General features: G+C 60.4%; 12 protein-coding genes and 2 pseudogenes. 4 read left to right on the top strand and 10 right to left on the bottom strand.

Annotation, left to right across the window (positions count from 1 at the left end; translation table 11 throughout):
* Nucleotides 1-329, top strand: a 329-nt coding sequence (locus tag LQV16_RS18305) for an integrase core domain-containing protein (protein ID WP_229995311.1), incomplete at its 5' end; no start/stop codon positions are given.
* 106 nt (nucleotides 330-435) lie between these two features.
* On the opposite strand, the pseudogene LQV16_RS18310 reads toward LQV16_RS18305, so the two are convergent.
* Nucleotides 436-1,425 (bottom strand): annotated as a pseudogene (locus LQV16_RS18310) (IS110 family transposase); the annotation flags it as partial.
* A gap of 270 nt (nucleotides 1,426-1,695) precedes the next feature.
* Here LQV16_RS18310 and LQV16_RS18315 point away from each other — a divergent pair.
* A complete protein-coding gene (locus LQV16_RS18315; protein ID WP_229995312.1) occupies nucleotides 1,696-2,904 on the top strand; it encodes an IS110 family transposase in 1,209 nt (402 codons plus the stop codon).
* A gap of 682 nt (nucleotides 2,905-3,586) precedes the next feature.
* Here LQV16_RS18315 and LQV16_RS18320 read toward each other — a convergent pair.
* From LQV16_RS18320 to LQV16_RS18345, 6 genes and pseudogenes are all read right to left on the bottom strand, one after another.
* On the bottom strand, nucleotides 3,587-4,105 hold the full coding sequence (locus LQV16_RS18320) for a bacterial transcriptional activator domain-containing protein (protein WP_229995313.1): 519 nt from the start codon (nucleotides 4,103-4,105) through the stop codon (nucleotides 3,587-3,589).
* 999 nt (nucleotides 4,106-5,104) lie between these two features.
* Nucleotides 5,105-5,374: pseudogene (locus LQV16_RS18325) on the bottom strand (TraM recognition domain-containing protein); the annotation flags it as partial.
* 294 nt (nucleotides 5,375-5,668) lie between these two features.
* Nucleotides 5,669-8,167, bottom strand: coding sequence for a hypothetical protein (locus LQV16_RS18330; RefSeq protein ID WP_229995314.1), 2,499 nt, complete (start codon nucleotides 8,165-8,167; stop codon nucleotides 5,669-5,671).
* A 1,524-nt stretch (nucleotides 8,168-9,691) separates the two neighbouring features.
* Complete coding sequence (locus LQV16_RS18335; RefSeq protein WP_229995315.1) at nucleotides 9,692-10,486, bottom strand: hypothetical protein; 795 nt, start codon at nucleotides 10,484-10,486, stop codon at nucleotides 9,692-9,694.
* A 1,489-nt stretch (nucleotides 10,487-11,975) separates the two neighbouring features.
* The gene (locus LQV16_RS18340; protein WP_229995316.1) at nucleotides 11,976-12,809 is read right to left on the bottom strand and encodes a bacterial transcriptional activator domain-containing protein; all 834 of its coding nucleotides are present in this window, start codon (nucleotides 12,807-12,809) and stop codon (nucleotides 11,976-11,978) included.
* 1,141 nt (nucleotides 12,810-13,950) lie between these two features.
* Nucleotides 13,951-14,415, bottom strand: coding sequence for a hypothetical protein (locus LQV16_RS18345; protein ID WP_229995317.1), 465 nt, complete (start codon nucleotides 14,413-14,415; stop codon nucleotides 13,951-13,953).
* A gap of 327 nt (nucleotides 14,416-14,742) precedes the next feature.
* Here LQV16_RS18345 and LQV16_RS18350 point away from each other — a divergent pair, with 327 nt between their 5' ends.
* Together LQV16_RS18350 and LQV16_RS18355 are read left to right on the top strand one after the other, a co-directional pair.
* Complete coding sequence (locus LQV16_RS18350; protein ID WP_229995318.1) at nucleotides 14,743-15,891, top strand: hypothetical protein; 1,149 nt, start codon at nucleotides 14,743-14,745, stop codon at nucleotides 15,889-15,891.
* Nucleotides 15,892-16,049: 158 nt separating this feature from the next.
* Nucleotides 16,050-16,736, top strand: coding sequence for a hypothetical protein (locus LQV16_RS18355; protein WP_229995319.1), 687 nt, complete (start codon nucleotides 16,050-16,052; stop codon nucleotides 16,734-16,736).
* Between the two features lie 869 nt (nucleotides 16,737-17,605).
* Here LQV16_RS18355 and LQV16_RS18360 read toward each other — a convergent pair.
* The 3 genes from LQV16_RS18360 to LQV16_RS18370 form a co-directional block, all read right to left on the bottom strand.
* Nucleotides 17,606-19,042 (bottom strand): alpha-amylase family glycosyl hydrolase, encoded by a 1,437-nt coding sequence (locus LQV16_RS18360; protein ID WP_229995320.1) that lies wholly within the window; start codon nucleotides 19,040-19,042, stop codon nucleotides 17,606-17,608.
* Between the two features lie 635 nt (nucleotides 19,043-19,677).
* Nucleotides 19,678-20,808, bottom strand: a complete 1,131-nt coding sequence (locus LQV16_RS18365) for a M12 family metallopeptidase (RefSeq protein ID WP_229995321.1) — start codon at nucleotides 20,806-20,808, stop codon at nucleotides 19,678-19,680.
* Between the two features lie 54 nt (nucleotides 20,809-20,862).
* The coding region (locus tag LQV16_RS18370) for a hypothetical protein (protein WP_229995322.1) at nucleotides 20,863-21,492 on the bottom strand (630 nt) is incomplete at its 5' end.

Here is a 21,492-nt window from a genome sequence, read left to right on the forward strand (position 1 = left end):
TCATCCGCCCCGGCGCGATCTGGCACTCGGACCGGGGCAGCCAATACACCTCCGCATCCTTCCGGGCCCTCGTGGCGGGCCTGGGCATGCGTTCCTCGATGGGCCGCACCGGGGTGTGCTGGGACAATGCCGCCGCGGAGACGTTCTTCTCGGCGCTGAAGAACGAGCGCGTGTACCGCACTGTCTACGCCACCAAGGCCCAGGCCAGACGGGATGTAATCCGCTACATCGAGGGCTTCTACAACAGCCGGCGCCGGCACTCCGCCCTGGATTACCGCTACCCCAACGAGGTCCACTACAGTTACCAGCAGCCGCCCGCGGCAGCGTAGATAAAACCACTAATCCGCTGTCCGAAATCTCCCAAGCGGCCCAGACGTTGGAGAGGCGTCGTTTGAGTGCCCTGCGGGCCTCGCGGGGTGTTTTACCTTCGGAGGTTTTCTTCAGGTAGTAGTCGCGGCCCGGTCCGGGGTCGCGGCTTTGGCAGACGGCCATGGTGTGCAGGACCGAGTTGAGCTGCCGGTTGCCTCCGGTGTTGAGTCTGTGGCGGTGCTGGCGGCCACTGGAGGCGTCCAGGGGTGCGGTGCCGGTGTAGCTGGCGAAGTGTGAGGCGCTGGGGAATCGGGTGATGTCGCCGACGTGGCCCAGGAGCTTTGCCGCCAGGACGACGCCGACGCCCGGGATTTCCTGCAGGGTGGTGGCGGATGCGGCCAGGGCGTCGCGGGTCTGGGCCTCGTTGTTTTTGATGCCGGCATCGATGCGCCCGAGATCGGCCAGCAGTTCCCGGGCGAGATCGCGTCTGAGCGCGTCGGTCGCTGTTGCCGGCCGGACGGTGCGCAGCGCGGCGGCGGCCTTGTCGGCACTGAGGCCGGGCTCGACACCGCCGGGTATCAGTTCGCGCAGGAGCCGGTGCAGGCGGTTGAGCAACCGGGCGCGTTCGTGGCCCAGATCGTCGCGGCGTTCGGCCAGCAGGCGCAGAATCGTGCTCTGGTCTTCGGCGGCCACGGGGCGCAGATTCTCCTGCCGCAGGGCAGAGACGGCAACAGCAAACGCATCGGCCGGGTCACTCTTCCGGCCACCGCCGGTGGAAAGGAGCCTGACCTTCATGGCCAGCGTGGAGGGAACATCGACCACGGACTCCCCACGGGCCACAAGGATCTGGGCAATTCCGCGTCCCAGGCCGTTGGCGCCCTCGATAGCGAATCTGCGTTCAGGCCATTGCCCGGCCCAACCCAGCAGTTGCCTGGCGGTGCCGGCATTGACGACGAACCGCCGCACCGCGAGCTGACAGCCCGAGGAGTCGATAGCTGAGGCGGTGATGGAGGATTTATGCGGGTCGATGCCGATAACGATCATGTCCGGGTTTCCTTTCGCCGATGTCGGTGATATATCACCCGTGGCGGGCACCCTGACTTGAAGTGTTTGCATGCCTCTGTCGAGCCACGCCCCGGGCGGGTGTCAGCGGCGCGGCACGCTATGAGTGAGCCAACCTGGACGGTCCCGGCGGCAAGGAGCTTGCGGACCTGTACCGGCTGACACCCTGGACGCTACAAGACTGCAGATCCTGCGGCATCCCACCATCAATGGAACAAGTCAGGAGCCTGTTCCGAAGAGTCCCATTACTGTCTTGTCTGCCCACCTGGCCGGCGTGCCCTTTTAAGTCTCACCGCATGCAACGGAAGGCAGGGCAGTTTCATCATGGCAAATGAGCATCTGAAAGTCATCGCCGGGATCGACACCCACGCCGACACCCACCACGTAGCCATCATCACCGACGCCGGCAGGCACATCGCCGACAAGGAATTCCTGGCCGTTGGGTCCGGCTACCGGAAGATCATCGAGTTCATCACCCAGTTCGGCCCTGTCATCGCCGCCGGAGTCGAAGGCACCGGGAGCTACGGCGCCGAGCTCGCCCGGACCCTGACGCAGGAAGGCATCCAGGTCCTGGAAGTCATGCGCCCGAACCGGCAGGGGCGCCGGCTCAAGGGCAAATCGGACCCGTTGGACGCGTATCAGGCCGCCGAGTCAGTCCTCGCCGGCCGCGGCACCGCCACGCCGAAAGCCCGGGACGGGGCCGTGGAATCGCTGCGCGTCCTGCGGGCCGAACGGAACTCCGCGATGCGGGCCCGGGTCGCAGTCATGACCCAGGCCCAAAGCATCCTGACTGCAGCCCCGGAACCCCTCCGCGCCAGATACCGCGGCCTGACTGCTGCCGCGATGATGGCCGCCCTCGGGAAGAGCCGGCCGGCAGGGAGCCTCTCCGAGCCGGCGAATGCCACCGCCATCGTGCTCAAACGACTGGCGTCCCGCTACCGGCACCTGCACCAGGAGCTGGCGCTCATCGACGCAGAACTCGACGCAATCATCACCATCCACGCACCCATGATCCGGGACCTGCACGGAGTAGGCACCGACGTGGCCAGCCAGCTGCTCGTCACCGTGGGCGACAACCCCGAACGGATCACCAGCGAAGCGAAATTCGCAGCCCTTGTCGGCGTCGCCCCGATCCCCGCATCCTCAGGGAAAACAACCCGGCACCGACTCAGCCGCGGCGGGGACCGGCAGGCCAACAAGGCCATCCACCACGTCGCGCTCGTGAGGATGATGAGCGACACCCGCACCAAAACCTACGTCGCCAGACGCCGGCAGGAGGGCAAAAACTCCAAGGAAATCATGCGGTGCCTGAAACGCTACATCGCCCGCGAAATCTACGACCAGCTCCTCCACCCGCAGCCGGCCCCGGACGCGGGCGCCCTCCGGGCCCTCCGCAAAACCAAGAAGATCACGCTCCAGGCCGCCGCGGACAACCTCCAGGTCTGGCCCACCAGGCTGTCCCGGCTGGAGCGCGGCCTCACCCGCGACGACGTCTTCCACCAACGCTATGAAAACTGGCTCAACGAACATTGACACCTATAGGAGCATCAATGTACACACTCCTGTAATCCAAAAGACGCACCCCTGCTTCTCGCAGCGGAATGATTCTTGCGCCCATTGCTCATACAAGAACTACGGAGCGCACCTTCAGGAAGCCTTGGCGCGGAGCCATCCGCATCGGTCCGAAGGAACGGGTCTGATCCAGCTGTGATTCGGTGGCACCATTGCTTCCGCAATCTGGTTTGGCTGACGCCGAGAATCGCACTTTGGGCACAGTTCGCCATGAGGGCCATGGAAAGCCGGCGTCATGGGATATGCCAACATCGAGGCTCTTACCAGAAAATCTTGAGATTGGTCTGAGAGACTGCGCGAGACCAAGCTGCCAACGTTGGTGAGCCAGATCAGAGGAGCCACTTTATGGCCGGATTGAGAGGAGGTGAACGTGGAAGACATCGTAAAGTCGGGGGGCTCCCAGGGCGAGAATGGCGGCCCGAATAGTGGCCCGCTTATCCAGGCAACCTTGGTGATTCGAGTCTGGAGGGACACGGAAAGTCCCGAACCCTTCCGTGCCCGGATCATTGCGGGATCGGCGGAAAGTGACGAACGGACGACTAGTTATGCTCGCGACCGGGCGGAAGTAATCACTGCGGTGAACCGTTGGCTAAACAACCTGCCTGATGTTTAGGAACTCGCCTGGTTCCGCCACCCCAGGCCCTCACATGACGTCAGCGACGAGCCGCCGAATGCCCTCCGACGGCGCAAGGCCCATGTCCTCATTCAGCTTCGCTCGATACGCTTCGAAAGCCCGAAGCGCGGCAGCAGTGTTGCCCTGCTGCCTGTGAGCCTGAATGAGAAGTCCAACCGCACTTTCATAGAGCGGTTCAAGTTCCAGTGCTGCCTCCGAGGCCTCCAGGGCAACCTCAAAGTCGCAGCGCGCCAGCGACTCGCGGGCAATGATGTGAAACGCGTGGAGCCGGTCCTGCCGCAATCTGCTCTGTTCAAACAGCACCCAGTCCTCATACCAGCCCGGGAGCAGTTCCGCATCGCGCAGCAGGTTCAGGGACGATGCGGCGTTGCCGTTGAGCCCGGCTTGGCTTAGCTCCCGCACGCAGGACCGGACCCGGTGCAGGTCGACGTCCACCAAATCGCTAAGGGAAAGTTCGGCGCCCCCGTTCACCAACAGTCCCGGGACCTGTCGTGAGACCAGATGCATGCTGACCCGCAGGCTCTCCATGGCCCGGCTCTCGCTACTCTCCGGCCATAGGAGACCGACCAGGTAGCTTCTGGGGCGGGGACCGTGGATAGCCAGGGCGGTGATGAGCCGCTGTTGACGCGCCGCTACATGCATAATGCACGAGTCCCTGCGGAGTTTCCACGATTGGAAAAGGCTCAGCTGAAAATGGCAAAAGTCGCCGCTTCCCATTGGTACCCCCAAATCCAGCGTGACCGCGAGCTGAAACAGTCCTAGCTTCGAGGATCCGCATTCCGGCGGGGCGTGTCAACGGCCCGCCGGCAGTGCCTGTTTTGTGAAGCGAAATAGCCTGAGCTGGGCACCCTGATAGCACATGCACAACACTGTCGTCATCAAAATTTCCCTAGAATCCGGGTCAAAAGTCCCTAGTGACGACGTTCACCTATAAAAGCATGCCATCTCTGCCATCGCCGCGGATTTGCGCATTAGTAACGCCGATAAATAGGCCCTTGGGTTATTGCCCGCGCACCAGCTACTTCCGGATATCCCGCCTCGTCGCCGGCGACAGCTGACCTCGCATCCCAGCTGTCCACGGCCGACCCGGGACCTCTGCGCGTGGTAGGCAGCGTCACCCGCGGGCCGGTGAACCGCCAATTCTCCTTCGGAAAACTCCCTAGCTGCCCGGTAGCCCACGCGCCCGCCGTTCGACCTGGTCCGCCGCTACTAATCAATCCTGCCTGGCCTGTTGCTTTCGAACATGCCCGGACCAGCACCATCTCTTGAACTCGATTCGGACGGACTTGCGACTTCCGAGGACCAACTACTGCCCGCGCCCAATCTGATCGAACCTCCGGAACGCCCAATTGACAGGCATCAGTTCTCCGAGATCTCTACAACGATCCAAGAGTCCCCCGCCGCGCCGACACTTGTGCACGGCCCTGGCCATCCATGACGGGCGAATCTCGCGTACACCGGGCAATCCCAAGAACGCGCCAAATCGCGACCAAGCCATCATGAACTGGATCTGGGTGCAGGGAGACCCCCGCCGCCGTAGATTTCCACGTTCGACGCGGACCAGAGTTTCCGCATGCTTTCGAGGTTCCAGACCTCCACGCCCTGGGATCAGGACTTCAGGATGGTCATCAGGATGATGCCGCGGGAGCCGTAGTGGCTGTACTGGTCCGGCAGAGCCTTCCACCGGCAGACTTTCGCGGCCTCATCGAGGATCCCGAGCAGCGGAGTGGCAAGCCTGCCGCCGGATTGGGAGGGGCGAACTTTTTCGGCGGCTTCCACGACGGCCGCGGTAAAGGCGGCCGAATCCCGGAGACGAACGCGGCCATGAGGCCATGGCTGAACGGTGCTATACGGCAACCGGCAGCCTTGAGTTTGCCCGGTTCCCTAAGGCGCGGGTGAACCGGGCGTCAAACTACAAGTGCTCAGTGATTTTCGCGTAGGAGTGAGGCACCGAATTTCTGTGACTGAAGTGAGAATCGGTTCGTGTCATCAGCGGATAAGTGCCGGTGGCACTGCCGGGTATCACATATGCCCAAAGTTCCACACTGGGGCCAGCGCCGTGCGTGCAGTCCAAGCAGCGGTCGCCGTCGTTTAGATGTACTTGATAACCGCACGGGCAGAGCCGCCGGGCAGGGCGACATGTCCGTCCGCGACGGAAACGGGCAGGCCATCGGCAACTGCCGATGTGACGGTTCCCAGCCTGCAGTGGTAGATGTAGCGGATGTCCGCTGGCATCGACTGAGTGATGGTGATGGTTACAGTGCGCTCCGCGGCGTCGTGGTCGAGGGTGAAGCCAAACAGGGTGCCGAAGACGGTCGGCGCGTCCTTAATGGTCATTGGTGTTCCGTTGGCCAGCCAGTGGTTGGGAATGCCGGGTGCCAGGTAGATGTGGGGGTCGGCGTCTTCATCGGCTTCGAGGAAGCTGATGTCGCGGAGCAGCATGTTGAATTCGGCCGCGGCCCAGCCATGGGGAATGTCGCCCATGTACCACCAGCGGCCGGGGTTCTCGGAGAAGTCGCTGGAAATGGGGTAGGCGTGCTGCTCGTTCCAAGCGCCCTGTACGACTTCCCACCGCGCAGATCCAGCTTGTTCCCTAGCAACAGTGGAGTATGCGGCGTTGCCGACAGCCCACTGCAGACACTGGTCCATCCGGTCGATGTCACCAACCAACAGGAAGGCGTGGGCAAGTTGCAGCGTTAAGTATGGACCGTAGGCGTGCCATGCAGCATCGTGGCGGAAGCCGCCGGTGGTGAAATGGGCCCAGATGGTTTCCAATGTCAGACGGAATGCGTGGTCGATGTCGCGGCCGAGCTTTTGGTTCATATACAGCCGGCAGGGGTGGAAGTATGCCACGGCGCCGATAACGGTCGAGTCGAGCCTGCCCGCGTCGGCCGGGCCCGTGGGGATAAATGTCTCCCACCAGCCCATTGCGCGTTGTTGGTCGAGGACCCACCGTAGAGACTCCGCCACTGCGTGCCGGACGTCGTCGAAGATGTTCCACAGTTCCTGAGCCTCGGCGAATTGATTTCGTTCGGCCAGGCGGGCCGCTTCGTAGAGCCCCGCCAGTGCCCACAGGTCATCCCAGTAGTGGGGTTTGTCGCGCTCTCCGAGGTGCTCGGCACTCCAGCCGCTGAATAAGAGCCCGAACTCGGACCGGTTGTCGCGGATCCATCTTGCCCCTTCTATTAAATAGGGTGCGAACATTTTCGCCCCGAAGGCGACGCCGGGTCCGCTGATGCGGTCGAATCGGCTGATGGCCCACAGTGCCTCGCCGTTGCTGTCCCATTCGTGGTCATTTTTTTCGTGCTCGCCTCCGAAGAAGCCCTGCGCGGACGCGGGACCTATGGTGCCCGGTCCCTGATTGAATACCTTCGGATAGTGTTCGCCGAATTGTGTGGCGGCCAGACCGTGATCGCCCGCGTAGGCGCACGCGATGGCTTCCACCGACGAGTCGCGGACCCAGAATGAGTCGTAGATGGTAGGTCCCGGGTGGATTATGCCGTCGTCCGCGAGGGCGAGAAGGTTGGCGCGACACAGGCGGAACAGATCCCACAGGTGCCCGACCGTGGCAGGGAGCTCGAGCTGCAGTCCCTGACCGTTTAGTTTGTCGTTCCAAAAGGTCCTATTGTCGTCCTCGAGCTGTTGAGCGCCAACGGAGCGGATTTCGCCCAGATCCCCGCCTCTGAAGTCGTCGATGGGCAACCGTATGTCGATCTGGAAGGGCATCTGGGGTGTGATATCGAATGCCCACGCGAAGACACCGGTGCACATGGATCCGGCATGATCGGTAGAGGTGTCAATACCGTTGAGGGAACCGGTCTCCACCAAGTCGCGGAATGGACTGTGCCGGAGGTACTGCTCTGGGTCAGAGGACGAAAGTTCATTGCCGTACAGCCCCAGCGAATCCGGTACCTTGTCCAAGACTGGGCCCCAGCCGGTGTTGACCTCCACCCGGTTATCCAGCCTGTTGTAGCGCAGGAACGAAATTTGACGGTCAGGCATGAATCGTCCGGCCCGGTCGTGCCGTTGGAAGCTGCTGGGGCCGAATGGAAGGACCGCGAGGCATAGCCAGCCGCGTGCCGATGCTGCAGTGGTGCTGACGGAAAGCCTGTTCAGGACCATGCTTCGCTGCCGGTTGCCTATCGTTGTCGCGATCGCTTTCTGTTTGAGGGTCGTCCCATCCGTCGTGCCCCATTCGGTGACGGTTACGGGAAGAAAGCCTTCGTCCATGGCCTGCGAAACAAGCGCTACGGCGTGGTGCTGTGAGGCTGAGTAGGGCAGGTACAGCTGCCGTTGTATCGGCTCAAAGATGAATGCAGTGACTGCGTAGGCTTCATAGATGGGTTCGATTTCCCCGGCCTGTCCGACCAGGCTTTCCAGACCGTGGTCCTTCACTCCGATCATGTTCCAATAGCGGTACAGCGCATTGGAAGCGAGGGCTGCTTCCCGTGAGTCGAACAACCCGGAATCGAAGTCGTCGCTCCAGTGCCGCAATGCCTGCTGCACCCACCAGGGAACGGGATAGACTTCATTGCGGTCCCATGCCCGCCACATGACTTCGTAAAAGAGCCACTCGGGTAATCTAGCCACTGCCGCTCCAATCTCGCGATGGCATCCGGGACATCAGAATTGTGCCGCATGTGTGACTGAACCGGACACCGCCCACCATTCGATTCGAATCTCAATTTTCTACGTTCGGCAGGTGGGATTATTCGGATGGTACGTAGATTTTCCCGGTGAAGCGTTACGAGACCGTTACTGCGGGGGCAGGGTCGACCTCGTGGTAGGCCGGCACGCCTGTGCCCGTCTTGCGCGCAACCGACGGGACTACCCGCTCGCGGATGACATCCGGTCAATCGGCAAGCCGGTGATGGCGAATGCGCTGCCGGACAGTTCTGACCCTTGCCGAATGAACAATGAGAACGAAGATGCACCAGCATGTCGCTGCCAACGGAGCTGCAGGGTTATACCAAGCAAACGCATGAGGCTTTACGGACGAAGCGTGACGGGCAAAAGTTCCCGAACATGGGGATCTGAAGCCTGGTAACGAGGCGATCGAGTTGGCCGGCACAGTGGTGTGCGCCGATCTGGCTGGCTATAGGTCGTGTCAAGTGCATGCCCCGGGCATGATGGTTCGCCCCGTATGTCTGGCGGGCGTTCTGAAGTGTTTGTGGAGGCGGCGGATTGGTGGCTGGGCTGGCGTGGTTCCGAGGGAGCCCACGCTGACTTTTGCGACCTCGGCTATGTCATCCGGGTCATCTGGCGTCGTTCGGATTACCCGCGGGGCGAAGGGCCGGGCGCCAAGCTAGAGACGGCGTAACGCGGAAGGCGTCCGCCATAGCTGTATCGGCGTCTGGTCCGACCCTTCGTCGGTTCCAGCGTCTCACCGCGGGCCCGGGTTGTGAAGGGATGCCGCGTGCACCTCCTTTGGCTCCGGGAGGGGATGTCTGGTTGGCCTCATGGTGTGCCGCGGTCTGTCACTTCCAGCGGCCGGGGTCGTAGCTAGCGTCCGGGGTTATCCAGCGTGCTGTATCGGTTCGATGATGACAAGGTAGCCGAGGGCTTCGACTTGTTGAACGGCTCTTGAAGCGCGACGTCCGGCCGCATCGGAGTCATGTGCCCACTCCGCCCGGTTGTCGAAGAGTTTGTACACGACGGGGCGTGATGCGGATGCGGGACGAACGCGCCCTCCTTCCCGGCCGTCAGGATTGCCAGGCCCTGGAGAAATTGTTGCGTGCTATCCTTCCGCGAGCACCTGCTCGCTAGGTCAAGGAGTCGACAAGACCAGGGGCAGTCCCCTGTTCCAGGAACTCCCGCAAACCTGACGCGCCGCATCTCAAAGGGGCACTGCAGGCGCAGGACCAGTGCGGCCTGTCTGGTGAATTACCATCTGAGCTCCAGCCGAAACATTCACGAACGGCATATCGAAGCTATTGATGGCACCAAGACGCGTCATACCCGCCGCCTTGTATGGTCTGCCAGCCCTAAACCCAAACGTTCCGAACCCAAATGCTGGTTACGTCGTATCCGCGATGCGGTCTTTTCCGCTTATTCCGAAGAAACGCGTGACTTCACTGAAGCTCCCAAGACCTTGGAGTCTTCAGCAGGTCGTTATCATCCCGTCGCATCTTTACCTCCTGTCGTCGTTGACGTGGTCGCCGACCCCGATTGTTCCCTTTCGATGCGATCCGCCAGTGTTTTATGTCCATCAGGTGCTCCACTTCGTTTCGGCATCTTGCCCGCCACATAGCCAGCGTGACTTATGCCGAGCAGCGACAGCAACTGGGCATCGAGCCCAGGCAACGACTCGACATTCGGATTCGCCATACCCATTGCATGCACGGCGACTGCCGTGTAGGCCGCGCCCAAGAAGACCGTGATGACGAAATTCTGGAACTTCGTAATGTCGATGACCTCGTCGGCCGCGGTGCCTTCTTCGAGAAGGAATATCTGAGCGAGTTTTGGCTTCTCGCCGTCCCTTGGGACGGCGATTCGGGCACAGGCCTCCGGGTCGTTATCTTTAGCGCTCTTTGCGATCGTGGTTGCCACGGCTGAACCGACTGCGATCCCCATCAAGCCAATGACCTCGGTGGGGATGTCGAATTCGAGAGGTCTGTCAACGCCCGAAAGGAGGCGCCCCCAGAAGACCCCGGATATCAGCGACAGCACACATACGGTCCACATGGTCAACTGAAAGTGCGTAAGACTCGTGCGCCCACGGCCGTCGACTAAGATCCCGAGCACACTTTTGGCCTCGGTGCACAGCCCCAGAACGATGGTCAACACCACCAACACGACTCCCGAGATGGCCCATGCCCAACAGTACGAGTTCAATTGGCACCCCTCCATATAGTAGAAGAGCCTTCGCTGGTCGGCGCCGGGATCAGTCCATTTCAGGATATGTTCCACCCGTTATTTCAGCGTTATCGTGAATCGGTGTCCGCTCGGGGATCGATGAAGGATTGCATGTACTGGCTCGATTGGCTGGGCTTCCCCTCCCGGACTCAGCCTAAGTCACAGGTCCTATGGCCGCACAATAGGCTTGGACTTCGACTCATCGATACACTTCCGCGCCGACAGGGGGACAAGACGACGGAAGAAGCATCCCGGTCCCACGCACCTTCATGATGCGGACGCATCTGGTGCAGCCCCGGCGTCCGGACATGCCATCCTGTCCCGAGTTTCAGGTAGCCGGCGCGCCTATGCCCGCAAAAGACCGAAGGACTGCCCCGACATCATGTCAGTTGGGAAACATGGCTGCATGAACTGGTGTCAGCAGAGGCAGGCAAGAGGAGGGTCACCGGTAAGCAACGGCATCCCACGCATGGGGGTGTGGACAAGGTGCACGCCATCTTTCGGCGGACAAACGGCCATCAACCTCTCCCCCGACGCTCAGGAGGCAGAGAAACAAGGAGAACAATCTCCAAGATTCCCTTCTGGTCATGTCAACACCACAACCCCACAGTATGAATAGGTACAAGGCCAACCACGCCCAGCACAACCAACCAGAAAGGAGACCCAAATGACCCCACATCCCAGCGGGCGGAGGGCCCGCTAGCCAGGGCACTGAACCCGCCACCCAAGCAAACTGAATAGGCCACCGCGGCGGCCAGGCACCAGCCGCGACAAGCGTCAGAGGGACCCGAGCAGGGTCAATGTACACACGTTGAAGCAGATACCCCCTCTGACGAGGGGGAATACTGTGCCCGAGGTGGGACTCGAACTGCAATCCAGCCCTTGCAAATACTGGGCTCCCGCGGAAACATCCGGAATCCGGCCCGATCCGACCCACCTACGACCCGATCCGAAGCCCAAAGTGTGTACTTTGTACACACTTCCTTTTTGCTTCAAGGGGGCGCCTTAAGACACTCATTGTCCTATGGGTAGACGGATGCCCTTTACAACGAATAGCCGTGGCGTCGCGTTGCTCACCGTGCAAACTTGAGCAAATCTTGAACAAACGTAGGGTTGATTCCTGAATCCTGTCCAGCAGGATCAAATCAGCCGGCGACCGCCGGCTCTCAGGTGCCTTGCACGGCCGAGACGCCTGAAGCTGCTAGCGGCTGATAAACGAGGCGGACTCGGCGGTGGAAAGTCCGCGATGTTCCATCATGTGGGTGGTCGCTGATTGAGAGTAGGGTGAAATGCCATGACAAGCGATGATCGTCCGTCAGGAATCTCGGACGAGGACGAGTCAGACCCGGTGATGCCGTCCATGGGCACGCTAGTCGTTCGCACCTGGCACGAGCCAGACCAGACGCCAAGTTTTCGCGCAAGGGTCACTTTTAGCCAAGCCCCGGGCGGTGAGCCAATCACGGTCTCCACTGCTGATCCGGACGAGGTCCTAAGCGTTGTGCGCGGGTGGCTCTTTGCCCAGCCTGTCCCCTCCTAGCGACGTCTAGATATCTCCCCTTTGTTTGCCGGTTGGCTGTGACGAAATGTCAGCGACGAGGCGCCGAATGGTTTCCGATGGCACTAGGCCCATGTCCTGCTTCAGTTTGGCTTGATATATTTCGAAGGCCCGAAGCGCTGCAGCATTGTTGCCCTGCTGCCGTTGTGCCTGAATGAGAAGTCCTACGGCGCTTTCATATAGCGGTTCGAGTTCCAGTGCTGCCTCCGAGGCCTCCAAGGCAGCCTCATAGTCGCAGCGCTCCAGCGACTCCCGGGCAAAGATGTGGAGCGCGTGGATCCGGTCCTGCCGCAACCTGCTCTGTTCAAAAAGCACCCAATCGTCGTACCAGCCAGGGAGCAGTTCGGCGTCCCGTAGTTGGTGCAGACAGGAGGACACGTTTCCATTGCGCCCACTTTGGCTCAGCTCCCGGATCTGGGCCCGGACCCGGTGAAGGTCGACGTCGACCAGTTCGCTGAGGGACAGCACCGTCCCGCCATTGATCAGCAGGCCCGGGATCTGACGCGAAACGAGATGCACGCTGACTCGCAGGCTTTCGAGGGCCCTGGACTCTTGAGCCTCAGGCCACAACAGACCGACCAAGTAGCTTCGAGGGCGGGGACCGTTGATCGCCAGAGCAGTAATGAGCCGCTGCTGCCGCGTTGCAACGTGCACGACGTCGGTGTCCCGACGAAGTTGCCACGATTGAAGCAGGCACAACTGAAAACCATAACCGTCATTGCCCATGGGTACCCCCAAATCCAGCGTGGGTCTGAAGAGCTGGAAACCTATGTAGCAACGACTTTCCGCAGTTCGGAACGTGAAGTCAATGGCCTGCGTCATCTGGCAGTTTCCCGAAGTAAAACAGCGTGAGCCCATTTGCGCATGCTCCTCCGAACAGAGAGCCTCCTCCGGAGTCTGACGAGTGCGTCGCCCACTCCAGCTCTCCTGTGTCTTGACCAATCCGCGCATCGTGGCTGTCGTGACGGTCGAAAACTGAGCCATGGTGACGGGCTTGGCGTCTGGGGATCGTTGCGACAGCTGCGTGATTAGGAGTTGCGACTGGCAGAGATGAAGGGTCGGGGCGCCCTCCGAAGAACGCTGCCCGGGCTGACTATGATCAGCTGATAAAACAGGGAATGGATAATTCCGAAGCCTACAGGGTCGTAGGGATTAGTCGTAGGCCATGAGTTCCTGGGGGCGCCTCAAGAACTGTCCCTGCACATGGAGGCTCTCTTCCATCCGTTTCCCTGCATCTATCAGGTACGCGCATTTCTTGATTCCGTGCAGTTCATAGGCGAAGAAGCCAAGAGTAACTACGAAGCCAAAGAAGCCTATGCCTAAAGCGACTTCAGGCCGGGGGGCCCGCCGTGGCGCCATTGGTGAGGACCAGCAAGCCGACTCCCGTGCCAAAAGGTAGTAACCCAAGCAATTTCGTACGCATTTCGTCGATGGCTCGGTAGCTTTGACAGAGCTGGTCATATATACGGACCATATCCTCTGGTAATCCGCCATCTTCGGCATCGCCTGTCATCACCTTTCGCGCTCCGTTTCGTGACTGTGCGTGTCCGGATTCTCCATGATTTGCTCCAGCTACAGGGACTCCAGCGGCAGCAGAATTCGGTACAGCCGAGGAGGACGGGAAGCAGTTCCCCAAGACGAAACGGCGGACAGCAGGAAGGACCATCACGACTGTCGAGGCAGCGTTGGTGATTGTCTACGTTCTCTCACAGTCCTCCTGGTGCTTCTCTTCAGAATCGACATCCGCGATTTCGTTGGACCGATCACGCTTCTGCCGGCCGTCATACTGATCCTGACCAGTGTCCTGGCTGGATTCCTTACGGACTACTTCAGGCCAGCGCAGAACTCCTACGCAGCGCACCAGGGTCGACGACAATTAAGTCGGTTTCTTCACTGTTCTCCAACATCCACTGGGCGGCGGCGATAAGCTCTGCCATAGCCCATGACATGAACACGCTCCCAACTACTCCTTGTCCCAGCCCGCAAGGACGATTCCCACTTGCCCGCCAGGATCTTTGGCGATTGTTAGCTGTCGATTCCCGCCGCTCCCACTGACGCCGGGGACAGGCGTTCCACCCCTTACGAAGGCGTCTTGCGTATTGAATCGCACATACGCACCACTCTGCCAAAAGAAGAGACTGGGTACGCCGGACACTGCCACGACGCCATGATGATTCTTGTACTCGGAAGCGCTATCAGCCCAGGGGACCCACATGTCCGCGCTTACGACTTGTCCTGGCAGAATCTTGTAGTTGTCCTCCCTTCCGTGGTCGAACTTCCAAACCTCAACGTCAAGATCCGTGAAGTTTTGCCATTTCTTGATGTTGGTGACCCCTTTAGTTGCCACAGAGAACTTTTCGCCGATGTCGTCACGGTTATCCCACACCCACTTGGCGGCGGCGGTGAAGGCGCTAATAAGCCAGGACATGAAGTCTCCTTCCTGTTGATCGCTCTGCAGCTCCGGCTCGCGGAGATGGCAGCAACGTATTCGCGACGGCGTTACTCGTGCGTTATCACGTTGCTGGAGGCGGAGCTTTCGCAGCCAGCAGCCCGATCATCGGTGGACTGGCTGTTGTTCAGCGGTCGGGCGCACTTGTTTTCTGAGTATCCGTGGTCCATCTGACGCGGCAGTAACGCGGCAGTAACGCGGGACGTCCTATTTTCATGCGTAGAAGCCTGACTGGATGGAGGCTCTCGTGAGATGGATGTTTCCCCGATTCTAGATGTTGCCATAGGACTAATATTTGTCTTCGCTGTGACAGCAGCTCTTGCCTCGGTGATCACAGAGGCAATTGCATGGTTTCTTGGCCTCCGCGCTAAATTTCTGCTTGAGGGCATAAAATCACTCGTCGATGGGGATGATTCTGAGGATGTAATAGATTTCAGGAACGTCAAAGCTAATTACGATGCCTTCCGTAAGTTGGTGAATCCCACATCGACGCCCAGGGGCTTCCGCAAGTTGCTGCACCGCTCTACGAAACTCGCCGCCCCCACCTTTACATCCGCCAGTCCCACTTTGATGCCTGCCAGTCCGACTTCGCCCACCAGCGCTCTGCTCGGAGGGCCCATACTCGGCCATCTGGGTTTGCTGAAGCCCCTTGACAAAATCCAAAAGAAGGGCGCCGGCAAGGGCAAGGTTGTGCCACCGCCAGCTGCGCTTCGGCAGTACCCGTCGTACTTTTCATCGCGAGCTTTTTCTGCAGCTGTGCTGGACCTCCTTCTGCCCGACACCCCCGGCTCTACGACGCCAGCGAAAATCTCTGAAATCCGTTCTTCGGTGGAGAAAATCGAAAATAAAGCTCTCAAGGAATCACTTTTGGGCATCCTCAAATCGACTGAAGAGGACCTCGAAAAGCTTCACCAAGCTATAGAGCAATGGTATGACGACCATATGGATCGGGTATCCGGGTGGTATAAGCGACACGTCTCGTGGATTACCATTCTTGCCGGCGCTGTCCTAGTGATCCTTCTCAACGTAAACACGATCGCCATCGCCCGCACGCTGTACACGGATGCAGACACGCGCACTGCTGTCGCCGCAATAGTAAACAGCAAGCCTTGTGAACAAAATGATGAGACTTGCATCGACAAACTGACAAGGGAGGCGACAGCGCTGACTGCATCTGGATTGCCACTCGCTTGGCGATGGGTGCCAGCAGATTGCCCTGAGTCGGAGCCTGAATGCTCATCTTGGTGGTCTTACAACGACCTGCCGGATATAAATAGGGGCCTGCCCTCATTTTTATTTGACATCCTGCTGCTCCTTGCCGGCTGGGGCGTGACGGTAATAGCCCTGTTACCAGGCGCCCGGTTTTGGTACGACCTGCTTAACAGAATTGGCGGACTCAACAAGGGCAGTCCTAGCTACGCAGGTCCAAAGCCGCCACAGGCGACGAAATCCTGACAGCTCGGAAGACGCCTTGAGCAGCAGCTGGGACCAAGCCGTTTGCACCTGTCTGCCAAGAAGGAGAACCACCTCGGGACGGGACTCCAGTAGGTCCATCAGCCCTAATTGCCTACCGCCGGGCAAAAAGCCTCTTCCCCGCACTAGAGAGGTTCGTCATGAGAATCTGGATTAACGCATTCATTCCACACACTGTTCCGGGCTACACCGTTACCATCGCGCAGGGTGCCAATGTCAATATGACAGCGGTGCCACTTCCCCTGATTGCCCGGCTTAACCCACTCAATACATTCAAACCACTGTCTGCTGGCTACCTGACTGATCAGCGATCCTTCGACTCGAATCCTGCGGCGAGCGTACGTATGCAGTGTTTGGCAACACTAAGCCTCGGGCCGGCCGGCTGGAACCTGGACCATCAAGGAGAGCACCGAACATCTGGCACTACAGAAGTGGATATATTAACCGGCGAGACATTAGGTCACGGCCTCGCGCCCATGGACCGATGTAGCTTCGCCGGCGCAGAAGGGGTTGCGGTGGTTCCCGGACTTCCGTTCACACAGTTCGTCCATCTGAAAGCATCTGCCGCCGATCCACTAGTGTCAGCTGCCGCGGACATAGATTTTGTTGGAGCTTTCCAAATCACGACCTGGATGAATCCGGTGGCGAACGTCATCCACGTCAACTGGGCGCTCCAGCTTGACGCCTTCCCGGCGTTCGAGGGCTATGTTGAGCACAATGGGGTGGTGAAGACCGTTCTAGCCGTCCTGCCAGATCCCGGCATGACAGTGCAGAATCTTCCAGGAACTGCTTCCCGGCCTTTTCAAGGCATGGTGATGTTCCCCTAACGCGATCCACAGAGCCAGCCTCGATGCATCAATCGATTTCGTTCTTCCCGTGCCCGACGGCACTTCCAGGTACAGCGAGCCGTTATCCAACGTTCGGCTCTCATTGCCGAGCTGCTGGCTTCGGTCAAACCCAAAGCGGGCAGAAGAACCTCCGCCCAGTCGAACAAAAAGCACACAATCCTCGGCGCAAGGATTTCCACGGTGCGACAACGGCAAACCCGGCAGCGCATCCCGCGCCTGGTTGGACATGACAGTCGTCTCCGACAGAAAGATTTCCGATGAGCAGCATCATGAGGCTTAGCATCCTCCGTCCGCATGATCTGCTGATTCTGGAATTCGAGGTGCTCAATTTGGAGGCTTCGGCCGACGGCACCCAACTGGTGCGGCATGATGATGCGACCGATGCGTTCGTCGTGGTGCATTTCCCGCCGCAGGCGCTGGCGGAGGCCGTCTGGGACGCCGTGGCCGATCCTCCAATCCGCACCGCACTGGCAGGCCCTACCCGACTGGTGTTCCGGATCCCGGACGGGACCCCGGTCCCGTTCACGGCCAGTGGTCTGTTGTCCTGGGAGGACTGGGAGCCGGTGTTGGCCCCGACGGCCCTGCCGCGCGGTACGGTTCCCGACGCCGCCATCCCTGCTGTGGCGGCGCCTGTCGCCTTGGAGACGGCCATCGAGTTCCCCTGGCGACTGCTGCTTTCTCCGGATGCCGGGGGGCGCTGGCGTACGGAAAACGGCGCGATAGAGGCGGAACCCCATCAGCTGTGGAGCGCTGTCCTGTACACCGCCCCAGTTGGCGATCAGCCTGGCGGCGGTGTCGCACCGGGCGCGGTCGACGCTGGCACAATCGGGGGCGCGGACGTTCGAGCCCTAGCATCCCTCAGCGGGCCCGGCGGTCCGATGTGTCCGGACCCTTTCGCCACATCCCTGGATCCCGGCAAGCGCCACGAAATCGTGGAAACGCTGTTCGCTTCCGTAGTAGACGCAGGGGATACCCAGCGTGGTTGCATTCATGCCGAGTATGGCGAGCTCCAGTGCACGCCCTACCTGATCGGCTGCGAAATGCGCCTTCCATACCCTGTCCAGCCTGACCAAATCGTGGTCATCAAAAGCAGTGACCGCGTGCTTGCGGAACCACGTGTGAGACGGCTTATCGACGTCGGCTGAGTTCCGGAAAAGTTCGAAGTAGTTGGCCGGGTTCCCCCAGCCCTTGACGGCATCCACCATGTATTGCTGCACGTCCCGCAGCCCCAGTGCCGCGTCGAGCCCGGTCTTGTCGCGGGTGCTGATGGCCACTTCCCGGCTGCCGGTGATCTCGCCGACCAGGAAGAACGAGTCCTTGCCGATGGTCTGGGCGAACTCATGAATCCCAGAGGTGAAAAACCTGGTTGCACCCAGGTCCATGTGTTTGACGGTATCGACACGAAAGCCGTCGAGGTCTGCATAGGCGATCCAGTACTGGTACGCCTCCGTGAGGGTTCGAAGGGCATTTGATGGCATGTAGTCAGATAAAGGACCGGTTCCCTGGTGAACGTTTTTCAGTCCGTCGAAGTCGCCTTCGGTCGTCTCCGGCCTGTCGTCCCAGTGGGCAATGTTCCCCTTGCGGGTGAAGACGTCCGCTGCTTGCAGCTCTTCCGGCCAAACGGCACTGTCCACGTCCTGGGGGTTGACCGGCGTCGGGAAGGGAATGGTGGGGGCTCCAGTGGTGTCCCGCCATCCGAGCACGGGATACGTAGCACCGCTCCACGCCGGCGTGTATAGATTGCCGCTCGGATCGACGGTGTTGTATTGGAACACGTCGGCCGTATGGTTCAGAATCACGTCCAGGATGACGTAGAGCCCGGCCTTGTGCGCGGCCGCGACGAGGTCCTTGAAGTCCTCGTCCGTGCCGAAGTGGGGGTCAACTTCGAGGAAGTTCTGCGTTCCATAGCCGTGGTAGTCGTCCACTCCGGGCCGCTGCCGCAGCACCGGGCTAATCCATAAGGTCGTGATGCCGAGCCTCTTGAGGTAGCCGATCTTGGATGTGATCCCTTTCAGCTTGCCACCGAGCCATTTGGCGCCGGCTGACTCCCATTCCTGAATGGCAGCCTCTGACTGGACTGCGTTACCAGCATCGGCCGGTGAAAACAGTTGAGTGGTGCCTGGGACTGTCTGCCCCGCGACATCCGTATAGCCATCTTCCTTGCCGTCCGAGAACCGGTCGATCAGGAGGAAGTAAATCACCTGATCCGACCAGTCGCGGGGGGAGGCGTGATAAGTGTTCTGTTGCAGGAGTTGTGCCCACGGGATTTCATTGATCGAAAGCATCAGTTACGAGATTCTGCTGGAACTAAGCAGGCTCATCGCCCTGCACCCCCGGCGACTGCACCATGCCTCGTCCGATGATTTCCCACGAGATTCACGGCTAAGCGCGGACGCAGAGGGGCAAAGCCCGGAAGTGGGTTTCGGAAAGTATTCACAGCCATACTCAAGAAGAAGTCGTTCCACCAACCTCCTTGACTATTTCTGTCTGGATCGTACTGTCGAGGAACCCACGATCGACAGCGACGACCGTGCCCGCGAGCGATTCGATGCGGCTGGTTTTCTACCCAGGTCGCGGGCCATGATTTTTGCCGATTCCAGCTCCTCCTCCCCGCTGTCGTCGGGGACGATTCAACGAATGGCGCCCTCTGGGCAATGACTGCGTTTTCGCCCGGAGTAGCCCTTGCCGAACCTGCCGTTCTTAAACACCTGCTCTTCGAGGCTGAAGTACTTTTTCCTCAGGCCGATGACCCTTCAGCACTGCGCCAAGGCCGCTGTAACGGGCATCGGGCACGTGCCCGCGACGAGGTCGAAGCAGTGACTGCGTGTAAGGACCGTGACCTACCTCTTGCGGTGAGGAACGGATACTATTGATCGGTGGTCCGAACTTGGCTAGCCCGACGTCAACCGCGAGTCAACTCTCATCTGCGCGTGGTCACCCCGACCGAGTAGGTGCCTGTGGCTGTTGTGTCTTTGTGGCGCACTGAGAGCCAGTACTGCCCCGGCAACAGTTTCCGGACAATGCGCGCGTTCGTTCCGCGGCCCCGGTCGTCATCCCAAGCCAGCACAGCGCCCGGGTCATTCGGACCGTGTAAGGTCAGCACGGTATCGCTAGGACCCTGCGTGGTCAGGATGTGCGTGCCGGCCGTTGCCGCTTCGAAGTGGTACGTGTCCACTTCCCCGCTGGCAGCCAGGTCTGCCTCCACACGGTTCCCGTTCGGCACGACCTCCTGCAAACCTGGAGCGTTCTTGGGATACTGCAGCCGCATGAATTGCTTGTCCAACGAGGAAAGGTCAGTGTTCCAGCCGATAGCGAACGATCCTATGGTCAGGCTGTCCGGCACGGCATATTGCATGATCGATGTCGGGTCAAAGCTGGTGTGGTTAGTACTGTCCTCGTCGACGACATCGAAGATGTTGAAGTCGACGTCCTCCTTCGTCCAGCCCTGCTGGGCGTAGTAGGCGTACACCTTGGGCTTGTCCCAGGGAATCGAGCCGGTTGGGTTCTGGTGCTCGTGGAGCATCCCCAGTGCGTGTCCGAACTCGTGCCGCACGACCCGCTGGTACTCCCGCATCGCGGTGCTCGGCTCTAGCCAGCCGTAGTTCATGGTCGCTTGGGAATTAGGTACCGTCCTGGCGTCCGTGCCCACGGCTGACCACGAGAATCCTTTCTCGGCGAAGCTGATCCGGATCTCCGCAGCGTCTGATCTGACGAACTTCAAGGTTAGATTCGTTTCGCCCTCCCATTCCCTGGCGATGGCCTCTACCTTTTGTTGCACCTCTGGATCGCCGTCGACGAACCTGACGCGGAGCGTCTTGCCGTTGTCCCACAGTTTCAGGGTCGATACCATCGCTTTGTGTCCCGTTGTACCCGGAAAAGCGAAGCCGCCGGGCATATTCTCACGGTGGTTGGCCAACTCGCTCAACGGCAGGACGCGCACGTTGTCCACGCGCTCACTCACTGCCATCTGCTCACTGGAAGCCTGATTGAGAACCTTTACTGCACCACCGCCCGGGACTGAGGGGGAACAGATCTTGTATGTGTGGGACATGAGATCTCCTTACATGGTTGGGAAGCCGGGAGCCAGCCTGGACGAGGCTCCCCCTCATTTCTTTATACGAACCGAACGAACAGCAACTTCAGGCCGGGTCAGCGCCAGCTCCTGCAGCGTCGACGGCTGCAGGTTGATGTCATTTGCTGGCTCCCCGCCGCCGGCCCGGATCACCGCCACCAGGATCACCACTCGGTTGGTCGCCACGCCGGTCAGGTCCAGATTGAAGGTGACCACCCCGGAGCGCGTGGGATCCAGCGTCTGTCCAGCCAGTGTTCGACGCCGGTTGGCGGCAACAGTCTCAGCGAACCGCCATCCTCCGGCAAAGGTAAGCGCCGTCGTCCCTCCCGCCGAGTTGAGGAGATCGTTGACCGATGCGGTCCAAGGCACGTTGCCGGGCACCCAGGTTGCCGAGTTATCCCACCGGGACCGATGTGCGGCCGGCCGCGGGTCGAGCCAGTACAACAGGGTGACGCGGACATCCCCGCCCGGCCGAGGATCCAGCCCGCGGTGATGGCTTACGATCTCCGCCCGGCACGGCCGCGGCGGTAGCGTGCACGAGGTCCGCAGCAGGTCACCCTCGGAGAGTTCCGGAAGCAGCTCGTAGAGGTCCTCCTCGGTCGGCGGTCCGGCGCCCCATGGCTCGGCCGAAGAGTGCGGCGCGACTACGTGGGTGTCCCAGAA

Source organism: Arthrobacter sp. Bi26 (assembly GCF_918697925.1).
Classification (GTDB): domain Bacteria; phylum Actinomycetota; class Actinomycetes; order Actinomycetales; family Micrococcaceae; genus Arthrobacter.